25 protein-coding genes and 1 other annotated feature are annotated in these 26195 nt (G+C 39.4%); of the genes, 4 read left to right on the forward strand and 21 right to left on the reverse strand.

Annotated features, from left to right (window positions below; translation table 11 throughout):
- Window positions 1-11 precede the first annotated feature (11 nt).
- Entirely contained in the window at window positions 12-1280 is a 1269-nt protein-coding gene (hisS, locus tag M3225_RS05185; RefSeq protein ID WP_251391505.1) for a histidine--tRNA ligase, read from the reverse strand.
- A gap of 68 nt (window positions 1281-1348) precedes the next feature.
- Window positions 1349-1581: a binding site (T-box leader), on the reverse strand.
- An 87-nt stretch (window positions 1582-1668) separates the two neighbouring features.
- Window positions 1669-1845, reverse strand: a complete 177-nt coding sequence (locus M3225_RS05190; protein ID WP_013059305.1) for a hypothetical protein — start codon at window positions 1843-1845, stop codon at window positions 1669-1671.
- A 166-nt stretch (window positions 1846-2011) separates the two neighbouring features.
- Between M3225_RS05190 and M3225_RS05195 the strand changes: the two genes are divergently transcribed.
- Window positions 2012-2896, forward strand: coding sequence for an N-acetylmuramoyl-L-alanine amidase (locus M3225_RS05195; RefSeq protein WP_251391507.1), 885 nt, complete (start codon window positions 2012-2014; stop codon window positions 2894-2896).
- Here M3225_RS05195 and dtd read toward each other — a convergent pair.
- From dtd to M3225_RS05225, 6 genes are all read right to left on the reverse strand, one after another.
- The gene (gene dtd / locus M3225_RS05200; protein ID WP_251391509.1) at window positions 2887-3348 is read right to left on the reverse strand and encodes a D-aminoacyl-tRNA deacylase; all 462 of its coding nucleotides are present in this window, start codon (window positions 3346-3348) and stop codon (window positions 2887-2889) included. The two genes, M3225_RS05195 and dtd, sit on opposite strands and share 10 nt — an antisense overlap.
- Window positions 3349-3363: 15 nt before the next feature.
- A complete protein-coding gene (locus tag M3225_RS05205; protein ID WP_116073761.1) occupies window positions 3364-5562 on the reverse strand; it encodes a RelA/SpoT family protein in 2199 nt (732 codons plus the stop codon).
- A 185-nt stretch (window positions 5563-5747) separates the two neighbouring features.
- Complete coding sequence (locus M3225_RS05210; RefSeq protein ID WP_251391511.1) at window positions 5748-6260, reverse strand: adenine phosphoribosyltransferase; 513 nt, start codon at window positions 6258-6260, stop codon at window positions 5748-5750.
- Window positions 6261-6275: 15 nt separating this feature from the next.
- Window positions 6276-8618, reverse strand: a complete 2343-nt coding sequence (gene recJ, locus M3225_RS05215; RefSeq protein ID WP_251391513.1) for a single-stranded-DNA-specific exonuclease RecJ — start codon at window positions 8616-8618, stop codon at window positions 6276-6278.
- Between the two features lie 140 nt (window positions 8619-8758).
- A complete protein-coding gene (secDF, locus tag M3225_RS05220; protein WP_251391515.1) occupies window positions 8759-10996 on the reverse strand; it encodes a protein translocase subunit SecDF in 2238 nt (745 codons plus the stop codon).
- 137 nt (window positions 10997-11133) lie between these two features.
- Window positions 11134-11427 carry a post-transcriptional regulator gene (locus M3225_RS05225; protein ID WP_251391517.1) on the reverse strand — a complete coding sequence of 98 codons (294 nt, stop codon included), beginning with the start codon at window positions 11425-11427 and terminating at the stop codon, window positions 11134-11136.
- Between the two features lie 124 nt (window positions 11428-11551).
- On the opposite strand from M3225_RS05225, the gene spoVB reads away from it, so the two are divergent.
- Window positions 11552-13102 carry a stage V sporulation protein B gene (spoVB, locus tag M3225_RS05230; RefSeq protein WP_251391519.1) on the forward strand — a complete coding sequence of 517 codons (1551 nt, stop codon included), beginning with the start codon at window positions 11552-11554 and terminating at the stop codon, window positions 13100-13102.
- A gap of 20 nt (window positions 13103-13122) precedes the next feature.
- Here spoVB and M3225_RS05235 read toward each other — a convergent pair whose 3' ends face one another.
- Window positions 13123-13776, reverse strand: a complete 654-nt coding sequence (locus M3225_RS05235) for a DUF421 domain-containing protein (protein WP_251391520.1) — start codon at window positions 13774-13776, stop codon at window positions 13123-13125.
- 146 nt (window positions 13777-13922) lie between these two features.
- Here M3225_RS05235 and M3225_RS05240 point away from each other — a divergent pair, with 146 nt between their 5' ends.
- Window positions 13923-14306, forward strand: a complete 384-nt coding sequence (locus M3225_RS05240) for a TIGR04086 family membrane protein (RefSeq protein ID WP_014458132.1) — start codon at window positions 13923-13925, stop codon at window positions 14304-14306.
- 35 nt (window positions 14307-14341) lie between these two features.
- Here the strand turns inward: M3225_RS05240 and yajC are convergent, their stop codons facing one another.
- From yajC to M3225_RS05275, 7 genes are all read right to left on the reverse strand, one after another.
- Entirely contained in the window at window positions 14342-14605 is a 264-nt protein-coding gene (yajC, locus tag M3225_RS05245; protein WP_251391521.1) for a preprotein translocase subunit YajC, read from the reverse strand.
- 72 nt (window positions 14606-14677) lie between these two features.
- Complete coding sequence (gene tgt, locus M3225_RS05250) at window positions 14678-15817, reverse strand: tRNA guanosine(34) transglycosylase Tgt (RefSeq protein ID WP_251391522.1); 1140 nt, start codon at window positions 15815-15817, stop codon at window positions 14678-14680.
- Window positions 15818-15840: 23 nt separating this feature from the next.
- Complete coding sequence (gene queA / locus M3225_RS05255) at window positions 15841-16869, reverse strand: tRNA preQ1(34) S-adenosylmethionine ribosyltransferase-isomerase QueA (RefSeq protein ID WP_251391523.1); 1029 nt, start codon at window positions 16867-16869, stop codon at window positions 15841-15843.
- 23 nt (window positions 16870-16892) lie between these two features.
- The gene (locus tag M3225_RS05260) at window positions 16893-17093 is read right to left on the reverse strand and encodes a DUF2905 domain-containing protein (RefSeq protein WP_028411697.1); all 201 of its coding nucleotides are present in this window, start codon (window positions 17091-17093) and stop codon (window positions 16893-16895) included.
- Window positions 17090-18091, reverse strand: a complete 1002-nt coding sequence (gene ruvB / locus M3225_RS05265; protein WP_045292139.1) for a Holliday junction branch migration DNA helicase RuvB — start codon at window positions 18089-18091, stop codon at window positions 17090-17092. Before ruvB ends, M3225_RS05260 begins: the two co-directional genes overlap by 4 nt.
- A 16-nt stretch (window positions 18092-18107) precedes the next feature.
- On the reverse strand, window positions 18108-18719 hold the full coding sequence (gene ruvA / locus M3225_RS05270) for a Holliday junction branch migration protein RuvA (protein WP_013059321.1): 612 nt from the start codon (window positions 18717-18719) through the stop codon (window positions 18108-18110).
- 297 nt (window positions 18720-19016) lie between these two features.
- Entirely contained in the window at window positions 19017-19553 is a 537-nt protein-coding gene (locus tag M3225_RS05275; RefSeq protein WP_052500271.1) for a BofC C-terminal domain-containing protein, read from the reverse strand.
- A gap of 291 nt (window positions 19554-19844) precedes the next feature.
- Here M3225_RS05275 and M3225_RS05280 point away from each other — a divergent pair, with 291 nt between their 5' ends.
- Window positions 19845-20924 (forward strand): YsnF/AvaK domain-containing protein, encoded by a 1080-nt coding sequence (locus tag M3225_RS05280; protein WP_251391524.1) that lies wholly within the window; start codon window positions 19845-19847, stop codon window positions 20922-20924.
- Window positions 20925-21028: 104 nt separating this feature from the next.
- Here M3225_RS05280 and M3225_RS05285 read toward each other — a convergent pair whose 3' ends face one another.
- From M3225_RS05285 to nadC, 5 genes are all read right to left on the reverse strand, one after another.
- A complete protein-coding gene (locus M3225_RS05285) occupies window positions 21029-21688 on the reverse strand; it encodes a YhcN/YlaJ family sporulation lipoprotein (protein ID WP_251391525.1) in 660 nt (219 codons plus the stop codon).
- A gap of 94 nt (window positions 21689-21782) precedes the next feature.
- Window positions 21783-22748 carry a phosphotransferase gene (locus M3225_RS05290; RefSeq protein ID WP_251391526.1) on the reverse strand — a complete coding sequence of 322 codons (966 nt, stop codon included), beginning with the start codon at window positions 22746-22748 and terminating at the stop codon, window positions 21783-21785.
- Window positions 22738-24018, reverse strand: coding sequence for a SafA/ExsA family spore coat assembly protein (safA, locus tag M3225_RS05295; RefSeq protein WP_251391528.1), 1281 nt, complete (start codon window positions 24016-24018; stop codon window positions 22738-22740). Before safA ends, M3225_RS05290 begins: the two co-directional genes overlap by 11 nt.
- Window positions 24019-24231: 213 nt before the next feature.
- Complete coding sequence (gene nadA / locus M3225_RS05300) at window positions 24232-25332, reverse strand: quinolinate synthase NadA (protein WP_251391530.1); 1101 nt, start codon at window positions 25330-25332, stop codon at window positions 24232-24234.
- Window positions 25289-26182: a carboxylating nicotinate-nucleotide diphosphorylase gene (gene nadC / locus M3225_RS05305; protein WP_251391532.1), complete on the reverse strand. Its 894-nt coding sequence runs from the start codon at window positions 26180-26182 to the stop codon at window positions 25289-25291. Before nadC ends, nadA begins: the two co-directional genes overlap by 44 nt.
- Window positions 26183-26195 lie beyond the last annotated feature (13 nt).

The raw sequence follows: 26195 nt of genomic DNA on the forward strand, positions 1-26195 counted from the left end.
ATGGTTCCCCCTTATACTTGTTCTTGCAAATAGCTAACCAATTGATCAATTGATACTTCTTGCTGTTCGCCAGATTCCATATTCTTTACGTTTACAACTTGTTTTGCTAGCTCATCTTCACCTAGAACAACAACAAATTTTGCTTGTACACGATCAGCTGCTTTGAACTGAGCTTTCATTTTTTTATCTTGATAATCTTTATCCGCTACAAAGCCTGCGCGTCGAAGCGTATTTACAATTGAAACAGATTTCTCTTTCGCTTCATCGCCCATAGTCACTACATAGCAATCTACGCCTGTTTCTACCGGAAGCTCAATTCCTTCTGCTTCCAATGCAGATAATAAGCGTTCGATACTTAGAGCGAATCCGATACCCGGTGTTTCAGGTCCGCCGATTTCTTGAATCAACCCATTATAACGACCTCCGCCGCAAAGAGTTGTAATGGCGCCAAACCCTTCTGCTTCACTCATTAGTTCAAATGCTGTGTGATTATAATAATCTAACCCGCGGACTAGCGTCGGATCTACAACATAGTCAATGTCTAAATCGGTTAAGTACTGCTGTACTTTTTCAAAATATTCTTTTGAATAGTCGTTTAAATAATCAAGAATAGACGGCGCTGTAGCCATCAGTTCATGATCACGATCTTTTTTACAGTCTAAAATACGAAGAGGATTTTTCTCCAATCGGCTTTGACAGTCGCTGCAAAACTCTCCGATGCGAGGTGCGAAGTAATCGATAAGCGCCTGACGGTGAGCTTGACGACTTTCTGTATCTCCTAAACTGTTAACAACCAACTTTAATTTTTTCAATCCAAGCGATTGGTAAAAGCTCATTAACAGTGCAAGAACTTCAGCATCAATAGCTGGATCATTTACTCCTAATGCTTCTACACCAAACTGAACGAATTGACGGAAACGTCCCGCTTGAGGTCGTTCATAACGAAACATAGGACCAATATAAAACAGCTTTGTTGGCTGCGTTGGATTTCCAAACATTTTATTTGAAACAAATGAGCGTCCAACTGCAGCTGTTCCTTCTGGACGAAGCGTTAAGCTGCGGTCACCGCGATCTTTAAATGTGTACATTTCTTTTTGCACGATATCCGTTGTTTCTCCCACTCCGCGTAAAAACAATTCCGTGTGTTCAAACATTGGCGTACGAATTTCTTGGTAGTTGAACGCACGGCAAATTTCTCTTGCTCGCTGTTCAACAAACTGCCAATATTCTACTTTTCCCGGTAAAATATCTTGTGTGCCTCTAGGTATTTGAACTGACATAACGTGATATGCCTCCTATATTTAAAATTTACAATACAAAAAAACTCTCGCCGCTACTATTTTTCCATAGTAGGGACGAGAGTTAATCTCACGTGGTACCACCCTAATTGAAACATATGACATGTTTCCACTCATTTCGTTAACGCACGAACACGTTCATCTCCTACTAAGTTTCCCTTTTCAGAGTGAAACCTCCTGAGTGTTCTTTCATAAAGTCATCATGTAGAAATGCTTTCAGCCTAAGACATTTCCTCTCTAGCCATGTGTCATCTTTACTACTTTTCTCGATCTTTGGCTTATCATTATAAAAATGTTATACATTCATTTTAATTTAGCAATTGCTTTCTATATTACGAATGAAATGAGCAGTTGTCAAGCACCTTTCGCGTTAAGAACGGTCTAACTGTTTTCTTAGTTTCTGAATATCTCGAAGTGTTAAACCAAATTCAGAAGCCAATTCAAGGGATGAAGCTTCACTTTCTCTATCAATAAAATCATGAAAATGAATGCCAAATACCGGATTTACCTGCTGAAATGATTGTTCACCTTTTTCACTAAACTTCATCGTTTCTTCCTCCCTGCCTACACTTACTTATCCTTTTATTAGCATTGCCCAAAAAAGAGGTTTTTACATAAAAGAGAGGATTTTTTTTATTTTCATCGAATACTCTATTTTGTTATAAAAAGGAGGTCTATTTATTCGCTATCTAAACATGAAGTCTGTATCTACTTTGGCTGCAAGTATCCTTTTGTTACTGTGCTCTTCCTCATTTGAGCGTCCAAACCTACCGGTGCATCAACCCATTGCTGTAACAGCTGACTCTCTTTATGTACGGAGCGGTCCAGGACGTTCATTTTCAATTACGAATAAATTGACAAAGGATACAAGACTATCAGTTTCAGACCGTCAAGGAGATTGGTACTATGTAGAAAGCTCGGACATTCAAGGCTGGGTGTTTAAAAAATTCACGAAGACAGTAGCGCTTCGCAGCGTTCAGCCTAGCATGCAAGTAGCACAGCGCCAGCCTGTTTATACGCTGAGTAAAAGCTTACGGCACCTAAAGGGCAAAATAATTATTGTTGATGCAGGCCATGGAGGAAAAGACAAGGGAGCCATCGGCACACAAGGCACATATGAAAAAGACCTCACTCTCCGAACAGCACTTATTTTACAAAACAAACTTCAAAAAGAAGGCGCACACGTCATTTTAACCCGCAGCCATGATGAGTACCTTCTACTTTCACAGCGCACGCTACAATCAACTAAAGCAGATGCTTTTATAAGCATTCACTACAACAGTACGAACAGCTCACAGCTAACTGGCCTTATGACGTATTATTACCATCAGCATCAGGACAGTCCACTCACACATTCTATTCATCAGTCACTTATTAATCATGCAAACTTGAAAGACAAAGGAGAACGTTTTGGAAACTATTATGTTCTTCGCGAAAATACACGTCCGAGTACATTAATTGAACTGGGCTTTTTAAGCAACGAGCGAGAAGAAACGTATATTAATTCCATCAGTTATCAGCAAATGATTACATCCGCTATCGCTGAAGGATTAAATCACTACTTTCAAAGCAAAGAAAAAACGCAGACTCATCTGTGAGCCTGCGTTTTTTCTTTGCTTTCTACAATAAGTGTGACTGGTCCGTCATTTGTAAATGATACGTCCATCATTTCGCCAAATGCGCCGGTTTCTACTCGAATATTTTTTTCTGATAATACTTTATTAAAATAGTTGTAAATCGTTAAAGCATGATCTGGCCTAGCAGCTTCCATAAAGTTTGGTCTTCTGCCTTTTCGGCAATCTCCGTACAGCGTAAATTGAGATACCGATAAAATTTCCCCTTCTACATCTAGAAGCGACAAATTCATTTTGCCAGACTCATCTTCAAACACTCGCAAATTTACAATTTTGTCCGCTACATACTCTGCATCGGCTTCAATATCCTCATGGGTAATACCGACTAAAAGCATATACCCATGCTTAATCTCACCGACCGTCTCACCTGCAACAGTTACTTTTGCATCTTTTGCTCTTTGTACGACTACTCTCATGTATAACGACCTTTCTTAATGCATAATTCGGCGCACAGAATAAATGTCTCGAAGCTGCTTAATGCGCTCGACCACTTTATGAAGATGACTAATGTTATGAATAGAAATTGACATATGAATCGTAGCCATTTTGTTTCGGTCCGATTTTCCTGAAACGGCTGAAATATTCGTTTTAGTCTCGTTTACAACCTGCAGAACTTCATTTAGTAAGCCTCGGCGGTCGTAGCCCGAAATTTCAATTTCCACGTTAAACTCTTTGCCTTCTTTAATATGTGTTTCCCACTCTACAGGAATAAGGCGGCTTTCAGCATCATCTGTGTGAACGTTTAAACAATCTGCTCTATGAACAGATACTCCTCGTCCCTTTGTAATAAATCCAACAATCTCATCTCCAGGAACTGGATTACAGCACTTAGACAAGCGAATCAGCATATTATCTACGCCTGGTACGATAACACCAGAATCTTTTCGTTTATGCTGGCGAACACGCTTAGCTGCAGTGTCGCGTGCAATATCATCAATTTGAATTTCCTGTTCTTGATCGCGCTGCTTTCTCCACTTCTCTGTTAAACGATTAGCTACTTGAGCCGCAGTTAATCCGTTATATCCAATAGCTGCATACATATCATCCTCATTTGAGAAATTAAATTTCTCCGCTACTCGCTTGATATTATCAGCTGTTAACACTTCTTTTAAGTCAAACTCCATTTGACGAATTTCTTTTTCAACCAGTTCTTTGCCTTTTTCAATATTTTCATCGCGGCTTTGCTTTTTAAAGAATTGGCGAATTTTATTTTTAGCTTGAGACGTTTGAGCAAGCTTTAACCAGTCCTTGCTTGGACCATACGAATGCTTAGACGTCAAGATTTCAATAATGTCCCCTGTTTTCAAACGGTAATCAAGCGTAACCATCTTGCCGTTGACTTTCGCTCCAATGGTTTTATTTCCGATTTCAGAATGAATACGATAGGAAAAATCAATTGGAACAGAACCCGAAGGAAGCTCAATTACGTCGCCTTTTGGCGTAAAGATGTAAACCATGTCAGAAAACAAATCAACTTTTAGAGATTCCATAAACTCTTCTGCATCATTTGCATCATTTTGAAATTCTAAAATTTCTCTAAACCATGTCAACTTCTCTTCAAATGAAGCATGCTCAGCTGTTTTTCCCTCTTTGTAAGCCCAGTGAGCAGCAATTCCATACTCAGCAATTTGGTGCATGTCAAACGTTCGAATTTGAACTTCTAACGGATCGCCTTTTGGTCCGATAACCGTCGTATGAAGAGACTGGTACATATTTTGTTTTGGCATCGCAATATAATCTTTGAAACGTCCTGGCATTGGCTTCCAGCACGTGTGAATAATTCCTAACACTGCATAGCAGTCTTTAATGCTATTTACAATAATGCGCACAGCTAGTAAATCGTAAATTTCATTAAACTGCTTGTTTTGCAGTGCCATTTTACGATAGATGGAATAAATATGTTTTGGACGTCCTGAAATTTCAACTTTAATCGACACTTCATCTACTTGCTCACGAACTTCATCAATAACTTCAGCCAAATATTGCTCGCGTTCCGCACGCTTTTTCTTCATCAAATTTACAATGCGATAATATTGCTGAGGATTTAAGTAACGTAAAGCTGTATCTTCAAGCTCCCACTTAATTTTTGAAATCCCAAGACGATGAGCAAGAGGAGCAAAAATTTCAAGCGTTTCATTTGAAATGCGTCGCTGCTTTTCCTGTGGTAAATGCTTGAGCGTACGCATGTTATGAAGACGATCCGCAAGTTTGATCAATATGACTCGAATATCTTGAGCCATTGCCACAAACATCTTACGGTGATTCTCAGCCTGCTGCTCTTCTTTAGACTTATATTTAATTTTTCCAAGTTTCGTTACGCCGTCTACTAACATTGCTACTTCTTCGTTAAAAGCTTTTTCTAAATCCTTTAGTGTTATCTCTGTATCTTCAACCACATCATGTAGAAACCCAGCTGCAATTGTTGCTGGATCCATATCTAGATCAACTAAAATTCCTGCGACTTGAATCGGATGGATAATATATGGTTCACCCGACTTGCGATATTGTTCTTTGTGAGCTTCTTTTGCAAAATCATATGCTTTTTGTACAAAAGCCACATCTTCTTCACTTAAATATCGCTTCGTATTGTCAATGACCTGTTCCGCTGTTAGGACTTGCTCATTTGCCATGAAATCACCTTTTATCAACTAGCATTTTTAATTCATATTGTAACTATTATCTTGAAAAAATCCAAGGATGTAAAGCCTTTGCGTCTAATTTATGAAATTTACATCATTTCCATTTTACGTATTAACGTTTTTTAACGAAAAAAGAGCACCTGTATCAGGTACTCTTTTTTATGTGATCGTTCTTCTTAATACGTCATTAATGTGAATACATCATAACCGTCTAGTTTGTCACGGCCGTCAAGGTAAGAAAGTTCAATTAAGAACGCAGCTCCAACAACAATTCCGCCTAATTCTTCGACAAGCTTAATTGTCGCTTCAATTGTACCGCCTGTTGCTAATAAATCATCTGTAATCAACACGCGCTGACCTGGCTTAATTGCATCTTTGTGAATCGTTAATACATCTTTACCGTATTCTAAACCGTAATCTACTTTGATTACTTCACGCGGTAATTTTCCTTCTTTACGAACAGGTGCAAAACCGATACCTAGCGCATACGCTACTGGACAACCAACGATAAATCCGCGAGCTTCCGGTCCTACAATAATATCAACTTGTTTATCCTTCGCATATTTTACAATCTCATCCGTTGCGGCACGGTATGCATCACCGTTATCCATTAATGTTGAGATATCTTTAAATGTAATACCTGGTTTTGGCCAGTCAGGTACAATTGTAATATAATCTTTAAAATTCATTCTAATGTTGCCTCCTCATTCAATCGAACGCTTAAAAATATCTTGAAATTGATTTTTAAGCTGTACATATGACGTATAAATAAAGTTTTTTTCTATTTCAATCTGCTGCTGCTTTTGGCGATAAGTCGCAGATTCTATTAAATCACGTTTCGCAGAATTTTTCACTAACGAAATTAAGCCATTGTTTATTGTAACAAATTCTAACTCAAAAAACACCTTTGCCATAAAATCAATCGTTTCTTTTGACCAGCCCTTATGAATCGCTAGATCTTCTTTGTAGCGTTTTAAATCAAAAGGACCCTTCTTCGCTAAAAAGCCGTAAAACCATTTAAAGTGATCGCGAGTTGGGATTGTATCAAAATAATGGTCTTCTTCCGTTAAGAAAATAGCGTATATTCTAGAAGGGATACCTTGGACAAACAAACATTCAAGCCACTTCTGTGAAGGAGGCAAATCTAATAAAACGATCTGTTCCCCTGCAAACATACATGCTTTTGCCTGTTCTTCATTTTTAATAAGAACAACATGCTCCATCGGCAGTAACGACTTGTATTTATCAATTGTTGAAGCGTGAAAAGCAACAACTTTCATTTGATCCGTAAATACCTGCTCAAAGAAACGTTTCACATCAAACGCACTGCGATAATCAAACATCTGCCATTCATCTACAGAAATATCTTCTACCATCAGCTGCGGCTTGCGCATATTGTTCCACTCATTAATAGATAGTTCACCTACTAATGACACCTTAGCTATAGGAGATACTTCATCTAATATATAGCCTAACCCAAATCCTACTGCATCAACCGATACACCGCTGTCTTCAAATACGAGTTTCAAATGATTCTTATTAGCGCCAATTTTCCGCATAGATGTTGTATGAACATCTTTAATGAGAACTTTTGGCTTCGGATTATGCATACCAAATGGAGCAAGAGCACTCATTTGTTCAATGTTTTCAAGCGTAATTTCCTCTGTTGTGCATACTGTATCAACTGATGTGATCGGAATAAAATCTTGTGCGGTTAACACGTTACTTGCTTGCTCATTTAGACGTCTGCGCAGCTCTTCTACATCATCGCTGTTTAATGTCATGCCGGCTGCCATTGGATGCCCTCCAAAATGCGGCAGAATGTCACGACATTTAGATAAGTTCGCGAATAAATCAAAGCCTTCAATACTTCTTGCTGAACCTTTGGCAATCCGGTTTTCTGAGTCAATACTTAGCACAATTGTTGGTCTGTAGAACTTTTCTACGAGCCTAGAAGCGACAATTCCAACAACTCCTGCATTCCAGCCTTCTCCCTCTACAATAAGAACGCTGTTTTCATCCGGAGGATACATATCTTCAACAAATTCAACGGCTTCTTCCGTAATATCGTTTACGATTTGCTGCCTTTCCTTGTTTAACGCATCAATTTCCTTAGCCAGAACTTTTGCTTCTTCAGCATTTGTTGTCATAAGCAAGTGGACAGCTGGATCAGCATCTTGAAGACGTCCTACTGCATTGATACGCGGAGCCATGGCAAATCCAATTGTATCTTCAGTAATTTCTTCGCGTTTTACTCCACATACACTCAGCAGCGCTTCAATTCCAGTGCGCTTCGTGAACTTCAGATAGTCAAGACCTTTGCGAGCAATTAAGCGGTTTTCGTCGACTAAAGGAACTAAGTCAGCAATCGTCCCAATCACTGCTAGTTCTAACAAATGTTCAGGAAGCTCTCCTAACAGCGCATGAGCGAGTTTAAAGGCGACTCCTACACCTGCTAGTTCTTTAAATGGATATGTAGTTCCCGGTAGCTTTGGATGAATAATTGCATAAGCATCCGGTAAAACCGGACCCGGCTCGTGGTGATCAGTAATAATTAAATCAAAATCTAATTCACGTGCATACGCCGTTTCTTCGACTGCCGAAATACCTGTGTCTACCGTAATCACGAGCTGATAGCCGCCTGCGTTTATTTTATCAAATGCTGCCTTATTCGGCCCATAACCTTCTGTAAAGCGATTAGGAATATAAAAATCAGCATCAGCGCCGAGCTGCTGTAAAGCAGATAACATAACAGAAGTACTGCTGACGCCGTCCGCATCGTAATCTCCATATATCATAATTTTTTCATTATGATCAATTGCTTGCTGAATACGAGCTACTGCTTTGTCCATATCGTGCAATAAAAACGGATCGTGGAATGTTTGTGCATCAACGTGTAAAAACTCACGTGCCGCTTCTACTGTTGTCATGCCTCTATTAAGTAATAACGAAGCTACTAGAGGTGTAATATTGAGGTTTTCTACAAATTCATTAACAAGTTGTTCATCACATTCTTGAACATTCCAACGTTTTTTTGACTGTAACATGTCTCTTCACCCCTTAACCCACATTATTATACTAGAGTGGATGAAATGGAGCAACGAAAGAAAATAAGCACATTTTTCTGACAGTGCGCCTTGATTTCTTATACACAAAAAAACGTGCGAACACTTCGCACGTTTTGGAATTACTTGCTTTCTACTTCTTTTTGTTCTTCGCGCTTCAACTGTTTTCCTTTCCACACAAGCCATAGCTGAGCAGCAATAAACACAGATGAATATGCACCAAGGATTAAACCTACTAACAGGGCAATTGAGAAGTTTTGAATCGATTCACTTCCGAATAGAAGAAGTGCTACAACTGCAATCACAACTGTTAACACGGTGTTCATCGAACGAGTAAACGTTTCACGCAAACTTAGATTTACGATAAACGCCAAATCGTCAAACGTTTTGGATTTAAATTTCTGCATATTTTCACGAATGCGGTCAAACGTAACGATCGTATCGTTAATTGAGTAACCAACAATTGTCAAGATAGCGGCAATGAAGGTTAAATCAACTTCTAATCTTGTTAAGCTGAAGACGGTAACGATAAAGAACGCATCATGTAACAGAGCAAGTACGGCTGCAAGCGCCATGTAAAACTCAAATCGGATGGTTACATAAATAATAATTCCGATTGAAGCAATCAGGATTGCAAGCATCGCATTTTTCGCCAGTTCTTTTCCAACTGTCGGCGAAACGGTGCTTACATTTGGTTCAGAACCGTATTTATCTTTAAAGTGATCTTTTAAATTTGCAATTTCTTTTTTATTCAAGACCCCAACTACACGTACAACACCCGTATCGTTACTTTTTCCTGTAATGACTACGTCATCCGTTTTGATATCGAGAGACTTCATTTCACGCTGTATCTCAGCCTGCGTAACGGTATGATTTGCCGGAATCTCTATGCGAGTTCCGCTCGTAAAGTCAATACCGAGGTTCAGCCTGAACACAGCAACCGATATAATACCGATAATCACGAGCACGCTTGAAAACGTGAAGAACGCTTTACGGTATTTAACAAAGTCAATTTTATCCCAACGCGTAGGTAAAACGGTTGTGCCGTCGTCCTTACTTAAATCGTGAATTTGCTCTTTCTTCACACCAAAGTAGCCTGGTCGTTTATTAAACCAGCGGCTGTTTACTAAAAGGCTCATTAATAAACGCGTACCATAAACAGCAGTCACAAAGCTTAGCACAATTCCGATCATTAATGTTGTTGCAAATCCTTTTACTGAACTTTGACCGTAAAAGAACAATACAAGAGCCGCTAACATCGTTGTAATATTGGCATCAAAAATGGTCGCAAGTGAGCGACGATTTCCTGCCCGGTAAGCCGATATAACAGACCTTCCTGTTTTCAGTTCATCTTTAATCCGCTCGTAGGTAATAATATTTGCATCTACTGCCATACCTACGCCGAGAATGAGAGCCGCGATACCTGGAAGCGTCATAACCACGTGCATCCAGTCAAATACAACTAAGTTTAAGTACACATAGAAGCTGAGTGTAATGACGGCAACAAGCCCCGGTAAACGATAGAAAAACAGCATGTAAAGGAAAATAATTCCAACGCCGATAATACCCGCTAATATAGTCGTGTGAAGAGCTTCTTCTCCAAACTGTGCTCCAACGGATGTAGAGTATAGCTCATCTAATTTAACTGGCAGCGACCCAGCATTTAGCAATTCCGCCAGCTGCGTTGCACTTTTTACTGTGAAGTTTCCACCTGAAATCTCAACATCTGGCTGTGTTAACACGCTGTTAACAGATGCTGCAGACAGATACTTCGGATTTTGTTTTGCGGCTTCTTTTTGGTACGAGTCTTTTCCTTCTTCATAATCCAGCCAAATGACAATTAAATTGTTAGGTGCTGGTTTTTGAGAAAGCTCTCGCGTGATCTTTTCAAATTTTTTCGCATTTTTTAACTTTAATGAGACGCTAGGCTGATTGCTTTGGTCAAACGATTGCTTTGCTCCGCCTTGCGCTAAGTCTGTACCATCCATCAGCACTTTGTCGTTCACATCACGGAACGTTAAGTTAGCTTGAGTTGATAACAGCTCTCTGGCTTGCTTTTGATTCGTGACACCTGCTAGCTGAACGCGGATGCGGTCGTCTCCTTCAATTTGAATGCTGGGCTCACTAACTCCCAGTACATCGACACGTTGACGCAGCGCTTCAACCGTGCTGTTAAGTGCCTTCTTGTCAATGACATCGCCTTTTTTAGCTGGACTGACTTTATATAAAATTTCAAATCCACCTTGAAGGTCGAGGCCAAGTTTAATATCTTTTGTAATTCCAGTCATCGTTGTTCCGATTGTACTAAACACAAGCAGTACTAAGAGGAAAAAGGCAACGATACGTCCTCTTTTAACCATCGACAAAAAATCCTCCTTCTTATGTAAAAAACATGAAATGATAACAATAGATAAATGACCAATCTAATTATCATTCATAACCTAATGTCTGTCAAATAAAGACCTTATCAAATTTTAATACATGTATTTTACAAACTCTACTTTAATAATTCTTTCCAGTCTTCTCCATTATTAACACTGGAGAACATATCAGATTTATAAGATTCAATGGTTACATAGCTCATCACCTGTGTGATCTTAACAGATAAAATATCATTTACAACTTGATGGAGAGATAGCTCCTTTTCTTTTTTCCATTTTTTCATTTCCAAATAACTCAATAAATCGTTCTCCGTTACTTCTTCATATCCAAGCATATGAAACTCTTCCATTTTGCTAGATACGACGGGCTGTATAAGTTCTTTCGAAGCTGAAATAAATGGATGTGCCATATCGATCCTCCTTTCCGTTTGACATTTTGCGTAAAATTTCTTTCTAGTCTAAGCAATACTTGTCATGCTTGGACACTGACAGCGCATATATTCACTGTATAAACCTCAAGAAAGCAGTGAGTATATGTCTAAATTTTTACAGGGAACTATTATTTTAATAATTGCTGGCTTAATTACACGTGTACTCGGGTTTGTCAATCGAATTGTGGTGGCTCGAATGATTGGAGACGAAGGTGTGGGACTTTATATGATGGCGGTCCCCACGCTGGTATTAGTAATCACCTTAACACAGCTTGGGCTACCGGTTGCCATTTCAAAGTTAGTGGCAGAAGCAGAAGCTTTAGGTGACAGGCATAAAATAAAAAAAATACTTGTCGTCTCTTTAAGTATTACGTGTACGCTGAGCGTTTTATTTACGCTCGGACTAATATTATTCGCTCCCGTTGTAGCAAAAACCTTCTTTACAGATTCACGTACGATCTATCCGCTGCTTGCGATTATCCCAGTTATTCCAATCATCGCCGTCTCGTCTGTCATCCGCGGATATTTTCAAGGAAAGCAGCAAATGAAGCCTGCTGCTTATTCTCAAATTATCGAACAAGTGGTGCGCATTACGTTAATTGCCGTATGTACAAAAGCGTTTTTGCCTTATGGAATTCAGTACGCCGCGGCTGGCGCTATGCTATCTTCAGTATTTGGAGAGCTGGCTTCACTGTTTTATATGGTGTTTATGTTCAAGCGAAAAAAGAAAATCACGGTAAGACGAAAATTTTTTGCCTCTTTACATGCAGGCAAAGATACGTTCTTTGACTTGATGCGAATCGCTCTTCCCACGACAGGAAGCCGCATGATTGGATCAATTTCTTGGTTTTTAGAACCGATTGTAGTAGCTCAAAGTTTAGCAATTGCAGGAGTAGCGACGGCTGTAGCAACGAAGCAGTACGGAGAATTAACAGGCTTTGCACTCCCTCTCCTGATGCTGCCTTCTTTTGTAACGGTGTCTCTATCCACTTCCTTAGTTCCGGCAATTAGTGAATCTCTTGCACAGAATCAAATGAAACAAATCGAATATCGGCTTCATCAAGCTCTCCGCTTGTCGTTTGTAACAGGCGGACTGGCCGTTGTTGTTCTTTATGTATTTGCTAATCCGGTAATGGAATTGATGTATGGTTCTGACAAAGCAGCTATTTTTGTCAAAGTAATGGCGCCTTTTTTTATCTTTTATTATTTCCAAGGACCTCTTCAAGCTGTTCTGCAGGCGCTAGACCTTGCAAAAGCTGCCATGATTAACAGTTTTATAGGAGCAGCGGTCAAAACATCTCTTATCTTCTTACTCGCAACTCAGCCCAATCTAGGCATTATGGGAGCTGGCCTTGCAATCGTTGTTGGAATGATGCTTGTCACTCTTTTACACCTGTCTACAGTCATGAAAAAAATTACGTATAAGCTTCATGTGTTTGAATATCTTCGCAGCTTTGCTGTAATGGGAATATCAGGTTTCACCGGACATTTTGCTTATATGAACCTTTTCACTTCCATTCCTTTAAGCTTACGAACCGTTTTATCGATTGCACTTACAAGCTTTGTATATGTCCTGTTTTTACTGCTTTTTAGACTGATAACAAAAGAAGAATTAAACCGTTTTTCTGTGTTACGTTATTTTAAACGAAAATAAAACGCGGAGCAATCCGCGTTTTATTGTTTTACATCTACCAAATCTATAAAAAACTTTCCGTTGTCATAGCTGCAATATGAAATCTTATCTAAGTTTGAATATCCAAGCTTCGCTAGCTCTGTTCTTAGCCATTCCGTTGTTTTGTGTTCATGCAACAGATGCTCTTCTTGAATAATGCCGTCAATGATAAAAGGCAAATTTAAATTACCTTTTTTACCTGTTTGCTGATCTTTTTCAAACACGGATAGCTTTCCTGAAGATTCTAAAATAGCAAATTCGACATCTGCTACATTTTTTACATTTTTATCACGCAGCTGCACGAGCAAGTCATTGAAGTTATATCGCTGCCTTTTCATTTCATGTTCGTTTATTTTTCCATTTTCAATGATAATACTAGGTTTGCCATCAATAAAATTTCGCATTCGATTGCTTTTAAGAGACCATATAGCTAAGCCGATTTGAATAATAAGAAGCGTTAACATCGGAAGAATTGAATACAGCAAAGGATCTTTTGGGTTTTCAATAGCCATTACTGCCATTTCGGCAATCATAATGAAGACAACTAAATCCAAAATGCTCAGCTCTCCTATTTCCCTTTTACCCATAACGCGAAAAATAATTAAAACGACTACGTATAAAAGCACGGTTCGCGCAACCATGATCAATAGCTCCACTGCAAAGACCTCCTTTATGTATTCCCTTGTAGTTTGTACCATTTATTTTAAAATAGCCTTACTTTTATGCGTCTATTTTGAAGTCCTGCCGAATATGCTCGTACTAAGGGTACGCCTATCTTTTTATTTCATGAGGGGGAAACAAGTTGGGTGCAAAACGAATGAGCAACGCTGTATTTGCAGGAGTAGCAACAATCTTAGTGATGGCTTTAGCGATTAGCATTATCTTTTCGCTTATTTTAAAATTCACATCGCTTGAAGAACAGTCGGTACGTTTATTTTTACTCATTCTCTCATTTATTACACTGTTTATCGGAGGATTTATCGCGGGAGGACGAAACGGTTCAAAGGGACTTCTTGTTGGAGGGGCCACTGGTATTTCTTATTCCTTTTTAATGTTTTTGCTACAATTCCTCGGCTATAGTCATCTGTTTTCTGCACAACAGCTTTTATTTCACGCTGGATTTATTGGAGTCGCTATTCTCGGGGGAATTGTTGGCGTAAACATTGCCGGTTCACGAGAAGCATAAAAAAACGTCACGTACATGTACGTGACGTTTTTTTATTAATCTACGCTTCTTACTTCACGAATAGCATTACGGTCAAATGTTAATTTTGAACCGTCAGTGCTGCGAACCACAACTTGTGACTCATCAATTGCGTCTACCAAACCGTGCATACCGCCAATCGTTACAATCTTATCACCTTTTTTAAGTGTTGATTGCATTTGCTGTACGTTTTTTTGACGTTTTTGCTGTGGACGGATTAGCAAGAAATAGAAAATGACAAACATTAAAAGTAATGGCCAAATATTTTGTAAAACACCCATGAAAACTCCTCCTTTTATTTATATTATCAACAGGCACTCATTCATAAATTTGATGAAAATTCCTGTAGTGACCTAGAAATTCTTTGCGTCTGGACCGTTAAACCCATATTTTTCAAAGAACTCATCACGGAAATCGCCAAGTCGGTCTTCGCGAATGGCTTCACGGACTTGCTCCATTAAGTTTAGCAGAAAATATAAGTTATGGTAAGATGTTAAACGAATTCCAAACGTTTCATTACAACGAATTAAGTGGCGAATATACGCTCTTGAATAATTTTGACATGTGTAGCAGTCACAGTTTGGATCAATTGGACCGAAGTCTTCTGCATATTTTGCATTTTTAACAACAAGACGACCTTCGCTTGTCATAAGCGTTCCGTTACGTGCAATACGCGTGGGTAATACGCAATCAAACATATCAATTCCGCGAATCGCTCCATCAATTAACGAGTCAGGTGACCCTACTCCCATTAAATAACGAGGTTTGTCGGTTGGTAAGTATGGCGTCGTAAACTCAAGCACACGATTCATCACATCTTTTGGTTCTCCAACTGACAGGCCTCCTACAGCATAACCTGGGAAGTCCATTGAAACTAAATCAGCTGCACTTTGACGGCGTAAATCTTCAAACTCTCCGCCTTGAACAATCCCAAAAAGACCTTGGTCTTGAGGACGGCTATGAGCCTTAAGGCATCGCTCTGCCCAGCGGCTTGTGCGTTCAACTGAACGTTTTAAGTAGTCGTATTCTGCTGGATAAGGAGGGCATTCATCAAATGCCATCATAATATCAGACCCAAGCGCATTTTGAATGTCCATCGCCTTTTCTGGAGATAAGAAAAGCTTGTCTCCATTCAAATGGTTGCGGAAATGAACCCCTTCTTCTTCAATACGACGCAAATCGCTTAAACTAAAAACTTGGAAGCCGCCTGAATCCGTTAAGATGGGACGATCCCAGTTCATAAATTTATGCAGACCTCCCGCTTTTTTAACAATTTCATGACCTGGACGAAGCCATAAATGATACGTATTACTTAAAATAATGCCTGCCCCCATTGCTTTTAAATCTTCCGGAGACATTGTTTTTACTGTAGCTAATGTGCCTACTGGCATAAAAATAGGCGTTTCAAATGAGCCATGAGGCGTGTGGACAATCCCTAAACGCGCTCCTGTTTGTTTACAAGTTTTTATATGTTCGTAACGAATTGCTGTCATTGATGTATTCCTTTCATGTTAAATTACACGATTAGCATCGCGTCGCCGAAGCTGAAAAAGCGATACTTCTCTGCTACAGCTTGTTCATAGGCAGAAATTACGTTTTCTCTTCCTGCTAAGGCACTTACAAGCATAATGAGCGTAGATTTTGGAAGATGGAAATTGGTAATCATTCCATCAATTGCTTTAAATTCATACCCTGGGAAGATAAAAATATTGGTCCAGCCTGAAGAAGCAACAAATTTGCCGTTATGCTCAGTTGCAATCGTTTCAAGGGTACGGGTAGAAGTTGTGCCTACTGAAATAATACGACCGCCTTTTTCGCGTACGCTGTTTAGTAAAGCAGCGGTTCCTTCACTCACTTGATAAAACTCTGAGTGCATATCGTGCTCTTCTAAGTCGTCAACGCTGACTGGACGGAATGTACCCAATCCGACATGAAGCGTTAAAAATGCAATATGCACACCTTTTGTTTTTAACTGTTCAAGCATCTCTTCTGTAAAGTGAAGACCTGCTGTTGGCGCTGCTGCAGAACCTTGTTCGCGAGCAAAAACCGTTTGATAGCGCTCTTGATCATCCAAGCGTTCTTTAATATAAGGCGGCAGCGGCATTTCTCCCAGTTGTTCCAGCACCTCATAAAAGATGCCTTGATAGTTGAATTCTAACAAACGTCCGCCTTGATCGCTCGTTTCTTTACATACAGCTGTCAGACGTCCGTCACCAAACGAAATAACCGTGCCTTCTTTTACTCGCTTAGCCGGTTTTACAAGCGTCTCCCACGTATCGCCTTGTGTTTGTTTTAAAAGCAATACTTCAATATTAGCACCTGTATCTTCTTTTGTCCCAAATAACCGTGCAGGAAGAACACGCGTGTCGTTTAACACTAAACAATCTCCTTCTTGCACATAATCAAGAAGGTCATGAAACATATGATGCTTCACACTTCCTGTTTCTTTGTTTAATACCATGAGTCTTGACGCATCTCGCTGCTCAAGCGGTGTTTGGGCAATCAATTCTTCTGGTAAATGAAAATCAAATAAATCTACTTTCAAAATGTTCACCTGTTTCTACTTAATTATTTAAATCTGCCAATTACATAAAAAATAAGTGATAACACAACGCTTACTAGAATACATGTCACAATCGGGAAATAAAAGGTTGTATTTCCTTTTTTGATAAAAATATCGCCAGGAAGCTTGCCAACGAACTGCCATAACAGCCCAATGACTACTAAAATGCCCCCTAATGTGATAAGCATCTTAGGCATATCATTCACTGATCAGGCACCTCCAGCTGAAAATGATCATAAACCAAAGGAGTCACAATTCTTCCTCGCGGCGTTCGCTGCAAAAAGCCAATTTGCAATAGATACGGCTCGTATACGTCTTCAATTGTGTGAGACTCTTCACCAATAGTAGCCGATATTGTGTCTAACCCTACAGGTCCGCCTCTAAATTTTTCGATAATCCCTCTTAATAATTTATGGTCAATATGATCAAGACCTAAACGGTCCACCTGCAACATTTCTAATGCTTCGGTGGCAAGCCTTTCGGTTATGGCTCCATCTCCTTTGACCTGGGCAAAATCTCTTACTCTTCGAAGCAAGCGATTCGCAATACGCGGAGTTCCCCTGGCACGCCTAGCCATCTCAAACGTAGCTTTCTGATCAATCTCTACATCTAAAATAGCGGCTGTCCTTTCTACTATCGAAGCAAGATCTTCTTCTTGGTAGTATTCTAAACGGCTTAAAACGCCGAAGCGATCACGCAAAGGAGAAGATAAAAGCCCTGCTCTTGTCGTTGCACCTACTAGCGTAAACGGAGGCAAATCCAGACGGACGGAACGTGCACTAGGTCCTTTTCCAATAACAATATCCAAACAGAAATCTTCCATTGCTGGGTATAGTACTTCTTCAACCGAACGATTTAATCGATGAATTTCATCAATAAAAAGCACATCTCCAGGCTCTAAGCTGGTTAAAACTGCAGCTAAGTCGCCTGGACGCTCAATGGCTGGCCCTGAGGTCGTTCGGATTTGCACGCCCATTTCATTAGCGATAATAGTAGCAAGGGTTGTTTTCCCCAATCCTGGAGGACCATATAAGAGCACGTGATCTAACGTTTCGCTTCGCATTTTGGCAGCTTTAATAAAAATGTCAAGGTGGGATTTTACTTTATGCTGACCAATATACTGCTGTAAAGTTTGCGGCCGCAAACTTTGCTCGATGATTTCTTCTTCACCAAGAACATCTCCCGTTACAATACGATCGTCCATTTTACTCCTCCCTTACTTATTGTTTCAATAATCGTTTTAGCGCTTCTTTAATATACTGATCCGTTGTCATCGTTTCCTTCATTAAAGCCGGAACAATTTTTTTGATTTCTCTTTCTGCATAACCTAATACTTTAAGTGCTTCAATCGCTTCATCAAGTGCTTCTGAACTTTGAGATTTGACTTCTTGTGCGTCCAAATCTGCAAATAAAGAAGGAACGGCATCTGGTACAATATCATGCAGCTTTCCTTTTAAGTCTAGAATCATCTGTCGAGCTGTTTTTTTACCTACTCCTGGAAACTTAACTAAAAACTTCTCGTCTTCCTCTTCCACAGCTTGGACAACCTGCGCTGGATTACCTGACGCTAAAATAGCTAAACCGCCTTTTGGACCGATTCCTGACACGCTAATTAACTTCATAAATAAATCCTTTTGTTCTCGCGAAGCAAACCCGTAAAGTGCAATTACGTCTTCTCTTACATATTGATAGGTGTAAACCGTCTTTGGTTGTTCATCAATTGAAAATACATATGGATTCGGCGTAAAGACTTGATAGCCTATTCCGTTGTTTTCAATTACTACATACTCAGGATTTATATATGTAACAGTGCCTTTGATATAATCAAACAATAAGCTCTCTCCTTAATCACGTACGCGCGGGCAGTGACCTTCAACTTTGCCTACGAAGAATCCTGCCCGCATCGTTCTCTATTTTCCTTTAAAGTTGCTGTTTAAAAAGACGTTCAAGAGAATGTTTGCCTCTTTTCATCTTTATCTATCCATTTTTACAATATATACAAAAAATAGAACCGCCCACTTTTATTGATGAATGACCTTTTAAGGTATATACAATACTAGACTGCTGAATACCATTTTAACATATCGCCAAAAGCAAATAGAAGCAATTTAGAATGTTGAATTCAATAATTATTTTACCATACTAAAAAACGGCTGCTTTATGGAAAGCGGCCGCTGCTGGAGCTGATAGATTTTATAGAAATTAATGAGGGAAAGATATTCATCTTTTGATTGAACGCGAATACCTTTCTTTAATTGTTCATGCTGATAGCTTTCAAGCCTTTTGATGTCAATTTGAAAAAACGATTGTATAATGTGCTGCGACGAAGCTGGTTTGCCCTCAAATGCTGAGAGGATACCGTTAACAGAAAGCCCTACGTAGCCGTTCTCTTTTAAAATAGGTGAAATATCGTCTATACTTGTTCTAAAAACTAGCTCTTGATCCGTTTCTTTAAGCAGTCGCCAATTTTTATATTTTTTCATTAATTGTTTTTTTGTCATAGAAGGGCTTTTAATCATCTCTTGACTTACGACTCCATCCACATACACGCGCTCAAGAAATAATGTCATCGGCTCCTTTTCATTCGCATCTGCACGGTATGGCATTATACAAAGCACAATACTTACTAGCATTAAAAAAGCTGCTTGATGAATGACTTTCTTCACTCACCTTCACCTCACACGTTAATCATACTCTTTTTAGTATTATCTAAAAAGGTTTTGTGAAAATCTACACTAATAGTTTGACCTACTTATTTTCTTTTATCCTCTTATTTTATTAAGCACATCCCTTTCACAACATTATGTTAAGAAAACATGGAGTATTTGTTACATTTGCACACTATTTGTAAAATTTTCTCTTGAACGTTTTAATTAAATTTTCGCAGGGTATGTACATAGTGGAAGTAATTGTAAGGACTTCTATTATCTATTTTCATAAAAAAGGGAGCTGAAGTAATGAGAATGAATAAACGTGTAGTCGGAACTTTTTTTTCAGAGAAAGAAGCTTTAGATGTTATCCATAATTTAAAACGTCAAGGTTATCGAGAAACAGACATTATGGTTATTTCCAACAGTAAAAGCAATACATTTCAAATAGGTCATGATACAAATGTAATTATTGAAGCTGGTTCACCTGCTGTAAGTTCATTAGCTGGCGTCATGATGGATAACTTTTTTACCATGATGACAGGCGGCATGGGGCTCAAACAAGGAAACGGCTTGAAATCAAAATTAATCCGCATGGGCATACCAGACATCTCAGCCGTGCAGTGCGAAACGGATGTAGCTGCTGGTAAAATTCTAATTTTGATAGATGCCGTAAGCTCTGAACAAACGCCAGCCTACGGAACCTATACGGAACACAACGAGCATAGAGCCGTCCAACTACGTGAAGAAAAATTAGATGTTTTAAAAGAACGCGTCCAAGTCGGTGAAGTAAAACTCCACAAAAAAGTAATAGAGGAAGAAAGAACTGTACACGTTCCTGTTACGAGAGAAGAGTTTTATATTGAACGCCGCCCTGTAATTGACGGAGACTATAACGCTGGGTCACTTACAGAAGATGAAATCATTCGTGTTCCAATCATGGAAGAACGAGTAGAAGTAACCAAAAGACCAGTTATCGTTGAAGAAGTAATTATAGGGAAGAAGCTTATTCAAGAAACAAAAGAATGGACTGAAACGATTAAGAAAGAAGAAGCAAGCGTAGAACCGGATGGACTCGCGAGCCCTGAAGTATACGAGAATATGATGAACTATACAGACCATACTTACGCTCAAGTTTCCGCAGCTCTAGCAAGCGACGTGGAAGCCGAATACGAAAATGGTCAGGCAACTAACAACGAGAAGCCAAACACACAAGCTAACAAGACAAGCTCTTCTGCAAAAAATTTAAAAAATACAAAGAGTGTCGCTACGGCATCAGCAGATACGAAAAAAAGAGAAGGTCGCCTCAAACAAAATGAAACTAACGCTCAAAAGGAAGAAGCGGAATCTAAAACAACAAGCACATCTGCTTCTAAGAAGAAAAATTAATAGTTACATGTTCGAGGAATAGCTGCCTGGCTTCAATGGCAGCTTTTTTATATGTATTCTCATCAAAAAAAACAGCCGTCCTTCACAGACAGCTGCTTCTTCATTTAACGATGTTTATGATTGACATTCTCATCGACTGATTCAAATAGACCATTGAAATTAGTTTGAATCGTATTTCGGTCTTTTCCATTTCGAATATCGGCATCAAGAGAACGAGCATTCATAAATACATCATGATCTACTTTTACTTGAACATTGTAGTCCTTTGCAATAGGCTTTACTTTATCGAGTACGTTTTGTTTTAAACGGCCGTTATTTATGTCTTTGGCAGGATCGACAGCAACTAATAGCTGATCTCCACGGACAACAGCGCGGCTATTTTCTACCCCTTTAACGCTGGCAGCCCGATCAGCCACTTTTTCCGTAAAATCTCTTGGATAATCTTCACCATAATACATATTAGCAATGCCATTTGTACGATCATTTATATTATTGATGTTTCCATAAGGGTTTGTCGGATTGTCAAAACGTCCATCACTTACGTTTAACGGATAATTAGGTGTTCCATTCCCATCTAAAACTTCAGTCATTGGACCTTTCGGATTATCTACGCGATGTTCATTTGCTTTTTCATTTGTATGATACCCAACAGGCTGTGTCGTATCTGTATAGCGCTGTTCCATACCTTGGTCTTTGTTATTACAAGCGCCAAGTCCCATCATACATGCAAAAGCTAAAGAAGTTGCTACATACCTATTCAACATAATCGCCCCCTAATTTAAGCTCTATTTATTCTGAGCTTACTCTTAGGATTAAAAGACGAGCCGTTTATTATTCGATGAAGTGTTTATAAACTCTTTACATGTCATGTAGGTTTTGTAAGTGCTGGTAAATCACTCGATAAAAACGTGTACGCTGTGACCATTCTTCAACTGATTGTTGCATTAACCTTTGGCGGTTTGCCCATGATAAAGCAGAGGCGTTTATATTCCAGTTTCTCATCAACATCGATGGAAATAGCAAAGAAGCAAGAAAAAAAGGCTGCTTGCTTAATTCTCTTATTTTCGAGTGTTGAAGTAATTCTTTCATCGACCACTGTACGTAAGGCAAAAAGCGCTGGACAAGCTGAATATAGTCATAAAGAGCAGGAGCTTTAGCCGATAAGTCAAAATCAATCATGACAATACCCAAGTGGTTCGTTTTCAAGAAATTATGCGAAGCAACGTCACCATGAATAATGGAATAGTCCAACTGACTATCTCTGAAACGCTCCATTAAGACTAAAGCTTTTTCTCCCCAAGTCACAATGTCTTTATACACATGAACTTGATTAAATTCTCTAAATATGTGAGATGCTTCTCGAAAAGATGAAAGTCGCTTTTTCCATTTTAAAATAAGATCATATTCAGGAAGCTTTGTAGACACGGCTATTTTCTTTTTATAAACTTCTCCATGATAGCGAATCAATGTTTGTAATACTCCTTCTCGATCCTGAGAACTTTCATACGTTATCTCTTTTACTTGCTTGACAAAAGGCATCATCGCCCAATACAAATGACGGTCCTTTATATAGAGTTCACCTTCTGAATAAGTTTCGAAGTTAACTGCATACCCTTGCTTAATCTGGGATAAAAAATGATAAACATGCTCAATTTTGCTTTTGTCTCTGTATGCTTTTATTACTTTTTTTCCTTTATTCGTATCCGCTATGATGACATGAGGCTTTTTCATACGATACGTCTCAACGTGAATACCTTTTCTTTTCAAATAGAGAAAGAGACGATTTAAATTAAAATCGTCTCGTGTATAATAATCAATCTTCATCTTCGTCATACTCATCATATTCTGGAATACTAAATGCATTTGGGTCAAATGCAGGATACGAAGGTACACCAATCATGCCATATGGGGCTGGGTAGGGTGCCCTTGGGTCCTGAAAGCCATAAGGTACCTGCTGTTGGTACTGTGGATAAGGCTGCTGTGGTGCATAGTCATAAGGTCTTGGTTCACCGCAGCCGCAGTCTCCTTGCTGCTGTGGTGCATAGTGCTGCCCATAGTTGTTATGCGCGTTTTCGAAACCATCGGAAGAACTTTCATAATGTCCACCTGTCATGGCTCCTTGCACTTGTGGATACATTGGTGCTTGATGATAGGCCGGATAAACTGGCTGCTGATATCCCCATGGAGGCGGACAAGGAGAGCATTGTACCGGTCCATAGCAGCTGTGTGGCATCATTGGATACATTGGCATCGGGGCCATATGAGCGCCCATTGCATGTTCTTCAAACGATTCGTTTTCATGACCGTGATGATACATTGGAGCCTGTTGATACATTGGCATTGGATATGAGTGCGGTGCATACATTGGCGGATGACACGGCATGTAATTAAATCCACAGCCCGGCATCACAGGCGATATTGGCATGATTGGGTAACATGGCATTTGCGGAGGCATTTCTATACTCTCCATCTCAGGACTTTCTGGCGATTCATGCTTGGGAAGTTCTTTTGGTGCTTCTTTTTTTGGAGCCTGCATCGCCATATTAACTGTGTAATAATTGTTAATATCAATCTCAGGTGCAATCGGCTTTAATTTAGGAAGCTTTGGTGCAACTGGCATTTCTTTTTTAGGCTGCGCAATTGGTGCTTCTTTTTTAGGCTGTGCGACCGGCGCTTCTTTCTTTGGCTGCGCAATCGGCGCTTCCTCTTTCGGTTGAGCAATCGGTGCTTCTTTCTTTGGCTGCGCAATTGGTGCTTCTTTTATCGGTTGCATAAACGGTGTTTGAGCAGGCTGATTAGCTGACTTTTGCTCATCTGGACTTTCATCAATTTCCGTTACTGGATAAGCTTTTGTGGATTGGTCACTATAAGGGTGTTGAACTTTAGGCATTTCTTTTATACCAGGTGAAGGAGCTCCTTCTTTTTGAACAGGCACTCCGCTTGTCGGCACTTTAATTTTCATTCCAGGCATGATCATGTCTGGATTGCTTAATTGAGAATTCGCTTTTTTTAACTCTTCAAAATTAACCCCATACTTTTCAGCGATTTTCCAAAGGGTATCCCCTTTTTGAACGATATGGATTTTCAACGTCATTCCCCTCCCGAGTAGAGTCTCTGCCATCTATATGTGCAAAATCAAAGTAAGTTCTGTTTGTTCATCACAAGATATGCCTTGAACCATTTTTTTATTCATTTTGCCAACAGTTTGGTTCAAGTTTTTACAATAAAGAAAAAAGACTTATCAACACAAACAATATGTCAATAAGTCTTCTTTTAGACCTTCTCTTTTTAATTGTCTTAAAAACCTTTATGCTCGTTCTAACATATTCGTTAGCGCTTTGATAGCACCTTCTGCTGTATGCCTATCCACCTTGATTTGATTCACTTCTATTCCTTCTTCAATGCTTTCTAAAGCCCACAGCAAGTGAGGCAAATCAATTCGGTTCATCGTCAAACAAGGACACATATAGGGATTAAGCGAAACAATTTCTTTATCCGGATGACTGTTAATAATCCGTTTCACTAAGTTCATTTCCGTACCAATGGCCCATTTAGAGCCTGAAGGAGCTTTTTCAATTGTATCAATAATATATTTTGTAGAACCTGCATAATCTGATTTTTGCACCACTTCATAGGAACACTCCGGATGAACAATAATATTCATCTCAGGTTGCTTCTCGCGTAAATAATCAATATTTTTAACCGTGAAATTTTCGTGCACAGAACAGTGACCTTTCCAAAGAATCACCTTGACGTTGTTCATATCCCCTTCGTATTCAAGCATTTCTTCAATAGGATTCCAAATGGCCATTTCATCTAGTCCAACACCTAAATCATAAGCTGTGTTTCTGCCCAAATGCTGATCTGGCAAAAAGAGAATGCGCTCTTTTTTAGAAAATGCCCACTCCACCATATTTTTTGCATTTGAAGATGTTACTGTTGCACCATCGTGTTCGCCTACAAAAGATTTAATTGCAGCTGTAGAATTCACATACGTAAGCGGAATAATCGTATCTCCGAAAAGATTCTGCAGGACAGGCCATGCCTTTTCTGTTTGCTGAATAGTAGCCATATCAGCCATTGAACAGCCAGCTCGCATATCAGGTAAAATGACTTTTTGATTTTCATCTGTTAAAATATCAGCTGTTTCTGCCATGAAATGAACGCCGCAAAACACAATATGCTCAGCTTCTCTATTTTCAGCTGCTATTTGAGCTAACTGTAAGGAGTCTCCTACCGCATCTGCAAATTCGTACACTTCGTCTTTTTGATAATGGTGGCCGAGCAGGAACAATTTGCTTCCGAGCTTTTTCTTAATCTCTATTACTCTTCTTTTCATTTCATTTTCTGTGAGCTCCGTATATTTAGCGGGTAGCGTTTGCTGCTGAAGCGTTTGTAATAAACTCATAATTTTCTGTTCCCCTTTCTGTTAATAAGTCCAAGCTGATATCGATAGACCCTGCTGAATGTGTTAAAGCTCCAAGTGAAATATAGTCCAATCCGCTGTCTCTAAAAGAATGGAGCATGTCAAGCGTAATCCCACCGGATGCTTCTGTGACAATATGAGCGGGAACCAGTGGTATCCAATCTTTAATGACTTCTGGAGAACAGTTATCAAACATAATGACATCTGCTCCTGCCTCTATTGCTTCTAGCAATTGACTTTTGGTTTCAATTTCTACTTCCACCTTAACCATATGTCCAACCTGCTGTCTTACTCTCACAACAGCGTCTAGGATAGATCCTGCATGTGCAATATGGTTATCTTTTAACATGACGCCATCGTACAATCCAAAACGATGATTATAACCTCCTCCAGCACGAACGGCATACTTCTCTAACATTCGCATACCAGGCGTTGTTTTTCGCGTGTCACATATGCGCGTATGTGAGCTGCTAAGCAGCGTTACGGCTTTGTGCGTCATCGTAGCAATACCACTCATTCTTTGAAGTAAGTTTAAAATTACCCGTTCACCGGTCAAAATAGATCGAACAGATCCTGAAACGGTAGCTATTTTATCTCCAGACTTAAGAACATCTCCATCTTTTTTCTCAAAATTCACTTTCACATTAGGGTCTATTAAATGGAATCCTTCTTTAATCAATTCAACTCCTGCGATAATACCTGATTGCTTTGCTGTGAACACAGCCTTCCCCTGGTCAGACGAAGAAAAAATAGCTTCACAGGTTATATCTCCATCTCCAATGTCTTCTATAAAAAAAGACTGCAATAGTTTTTGTAATTTTAAGGTGTTCATTGTGCTACCTTCC

This window comes from Priestia aryabhattai (genome assembly GCF_023715685.1).
In the GTDB taxonomy this organism is placed as follows: Bacteria; Bacillota; Bacilli; order Bacillales; family Bacillaceae_H; genus Priestia; species Priestia aryabhattai_B.

What these genes read in the sequence shown, in the direction of transcription:
- M3225_RS05285 (WP_251391525.1), bottom strand. Translation starts at nt 21,688, where the DNA reads ATGTTGAATAGGTATGTAGCAACTTCTTTAGCTTTTGCATGTATGATG.
- recJ (WP_251391513.1), bottom strand. Translation starts at nt 8,618, where the DNA reads ATGTTACAGTCAAAAAAACGTTGGAATGTTCAAGAATGTGATGAACAA.
- M3225_RS05190 (WP_013059305.1), bottom strand. Translation starts at nt 1,845, where the DNA reads ATGAAGTTTAGTGAAAAAGGTGAACAATCATTTCAGCAGGTAAATCCG.
- safA (WP_251391528.1), bottom strand. Translation starts at nt 24,018, where the DNA reads ATGACGTTGAAAATCCATATCGTTCAAAAAGGGGATACCCTTTGGAAA.
- tgt (WP_251391522.1), bottom strand. Translation starts at nt 15,817, where the DNA reads ATGACAGCAATTCGTTACGAACATATAAAAACTTGTAAACAAACAGGA.
- M3225_RS05205 (WP_116073761.1), bottom strand. Translation starts at nt 5,562, where the DNA reads ATGGCAAATGAGCAAGTCCTAACAGCGGAACAGGTCATTGACAATACG.
- hisS (WP_251391505.1), bottom strand. Translation starts at nt 1,280, where the DNA reads ATGTCAGTTCAAATACCTAGAGGCACACAAGATATTTTACCGGGAAAA.
- nadC (WP_251391532.1), bottom strand. Translation starts at nt 26,182, where the DNA reads ATGAACACCTTAAAATTACAAAAACTATTGCAGTCTTTTTTTATAGAA.
- secDF (WP_251391515.1), bottom strand. Translation starts at nt 10,996, where the DNA reads ATGGTTAAAAGAGGACGTATCGTTGCCTTTTTCCTCTTAGTACTGCTT.
- M3225_RS05225 (WP_251391517.1), bottom strand. Translation starts at nt 11,427, where the DNA reads ATGGCACATCCATTTATTTCAGCTTCGAAAGAACTTATACAGCCCGTC.
- M3225_RS05280 (WP_251391524.1), top strand. Translation starts at nt 19,845, where the DNA reads ATGAGAATGAATAAACGTGTAGTCGGAACTTTTTTTTCAGAGAAAGAA.
- dtd (WP_251391509.1), bottom strand. Translation starts at nt 3,348, where the DNA reads ATGAGAGTAGTCGTACAAAGAGCAAAAGATGCAAAAGTAACTGTTGCA.
- nadA (WP_251391530.1), bottom strand. Translation starts at nt 25,332, where the DNA reads ATGAGTTTATTACAAACGCTTCAGCAGCAAACGCTACCCGCTAAATAT.
- M3225_RS05290 (WP_251391526.1), bottom strand. Translation starts at nt 22,748, where the DNA reads ATGAAGATTGATTATTATACACGAGACGATTTTAATTTAAATCGTCTC.
- ruvB (WP_045292139.1), bottom strand. Translation starts at nt 18,091, where the DNA reads ATGGACGATCGTATTGTAACGGGAGATGTTCTTGGTGAAGAAGAAATC.
- spoVB (WP_251391519.1), top strand. Translation starts at nt 11,552, where the DNA reads ATGTCTAAATTTTTACAGGGAACTATTATTTTAATAATTGCTGGCTTA.
- M3225_RS05210 (WP_251391511.1), bottom strand. Translation starts at nt 6,260, where the DNA reads ATGAATTTTAAAGATTATATTACAATTGTACCTGACTGGCCAAAACCA.
- yajC (WP_251391521.1), bottom strand. Translation starts at nt 14,605, where the DNA reads ATGGGTGTTTTACAAAATATTTGGCCATTACTTTTAATGTTTGTCATT.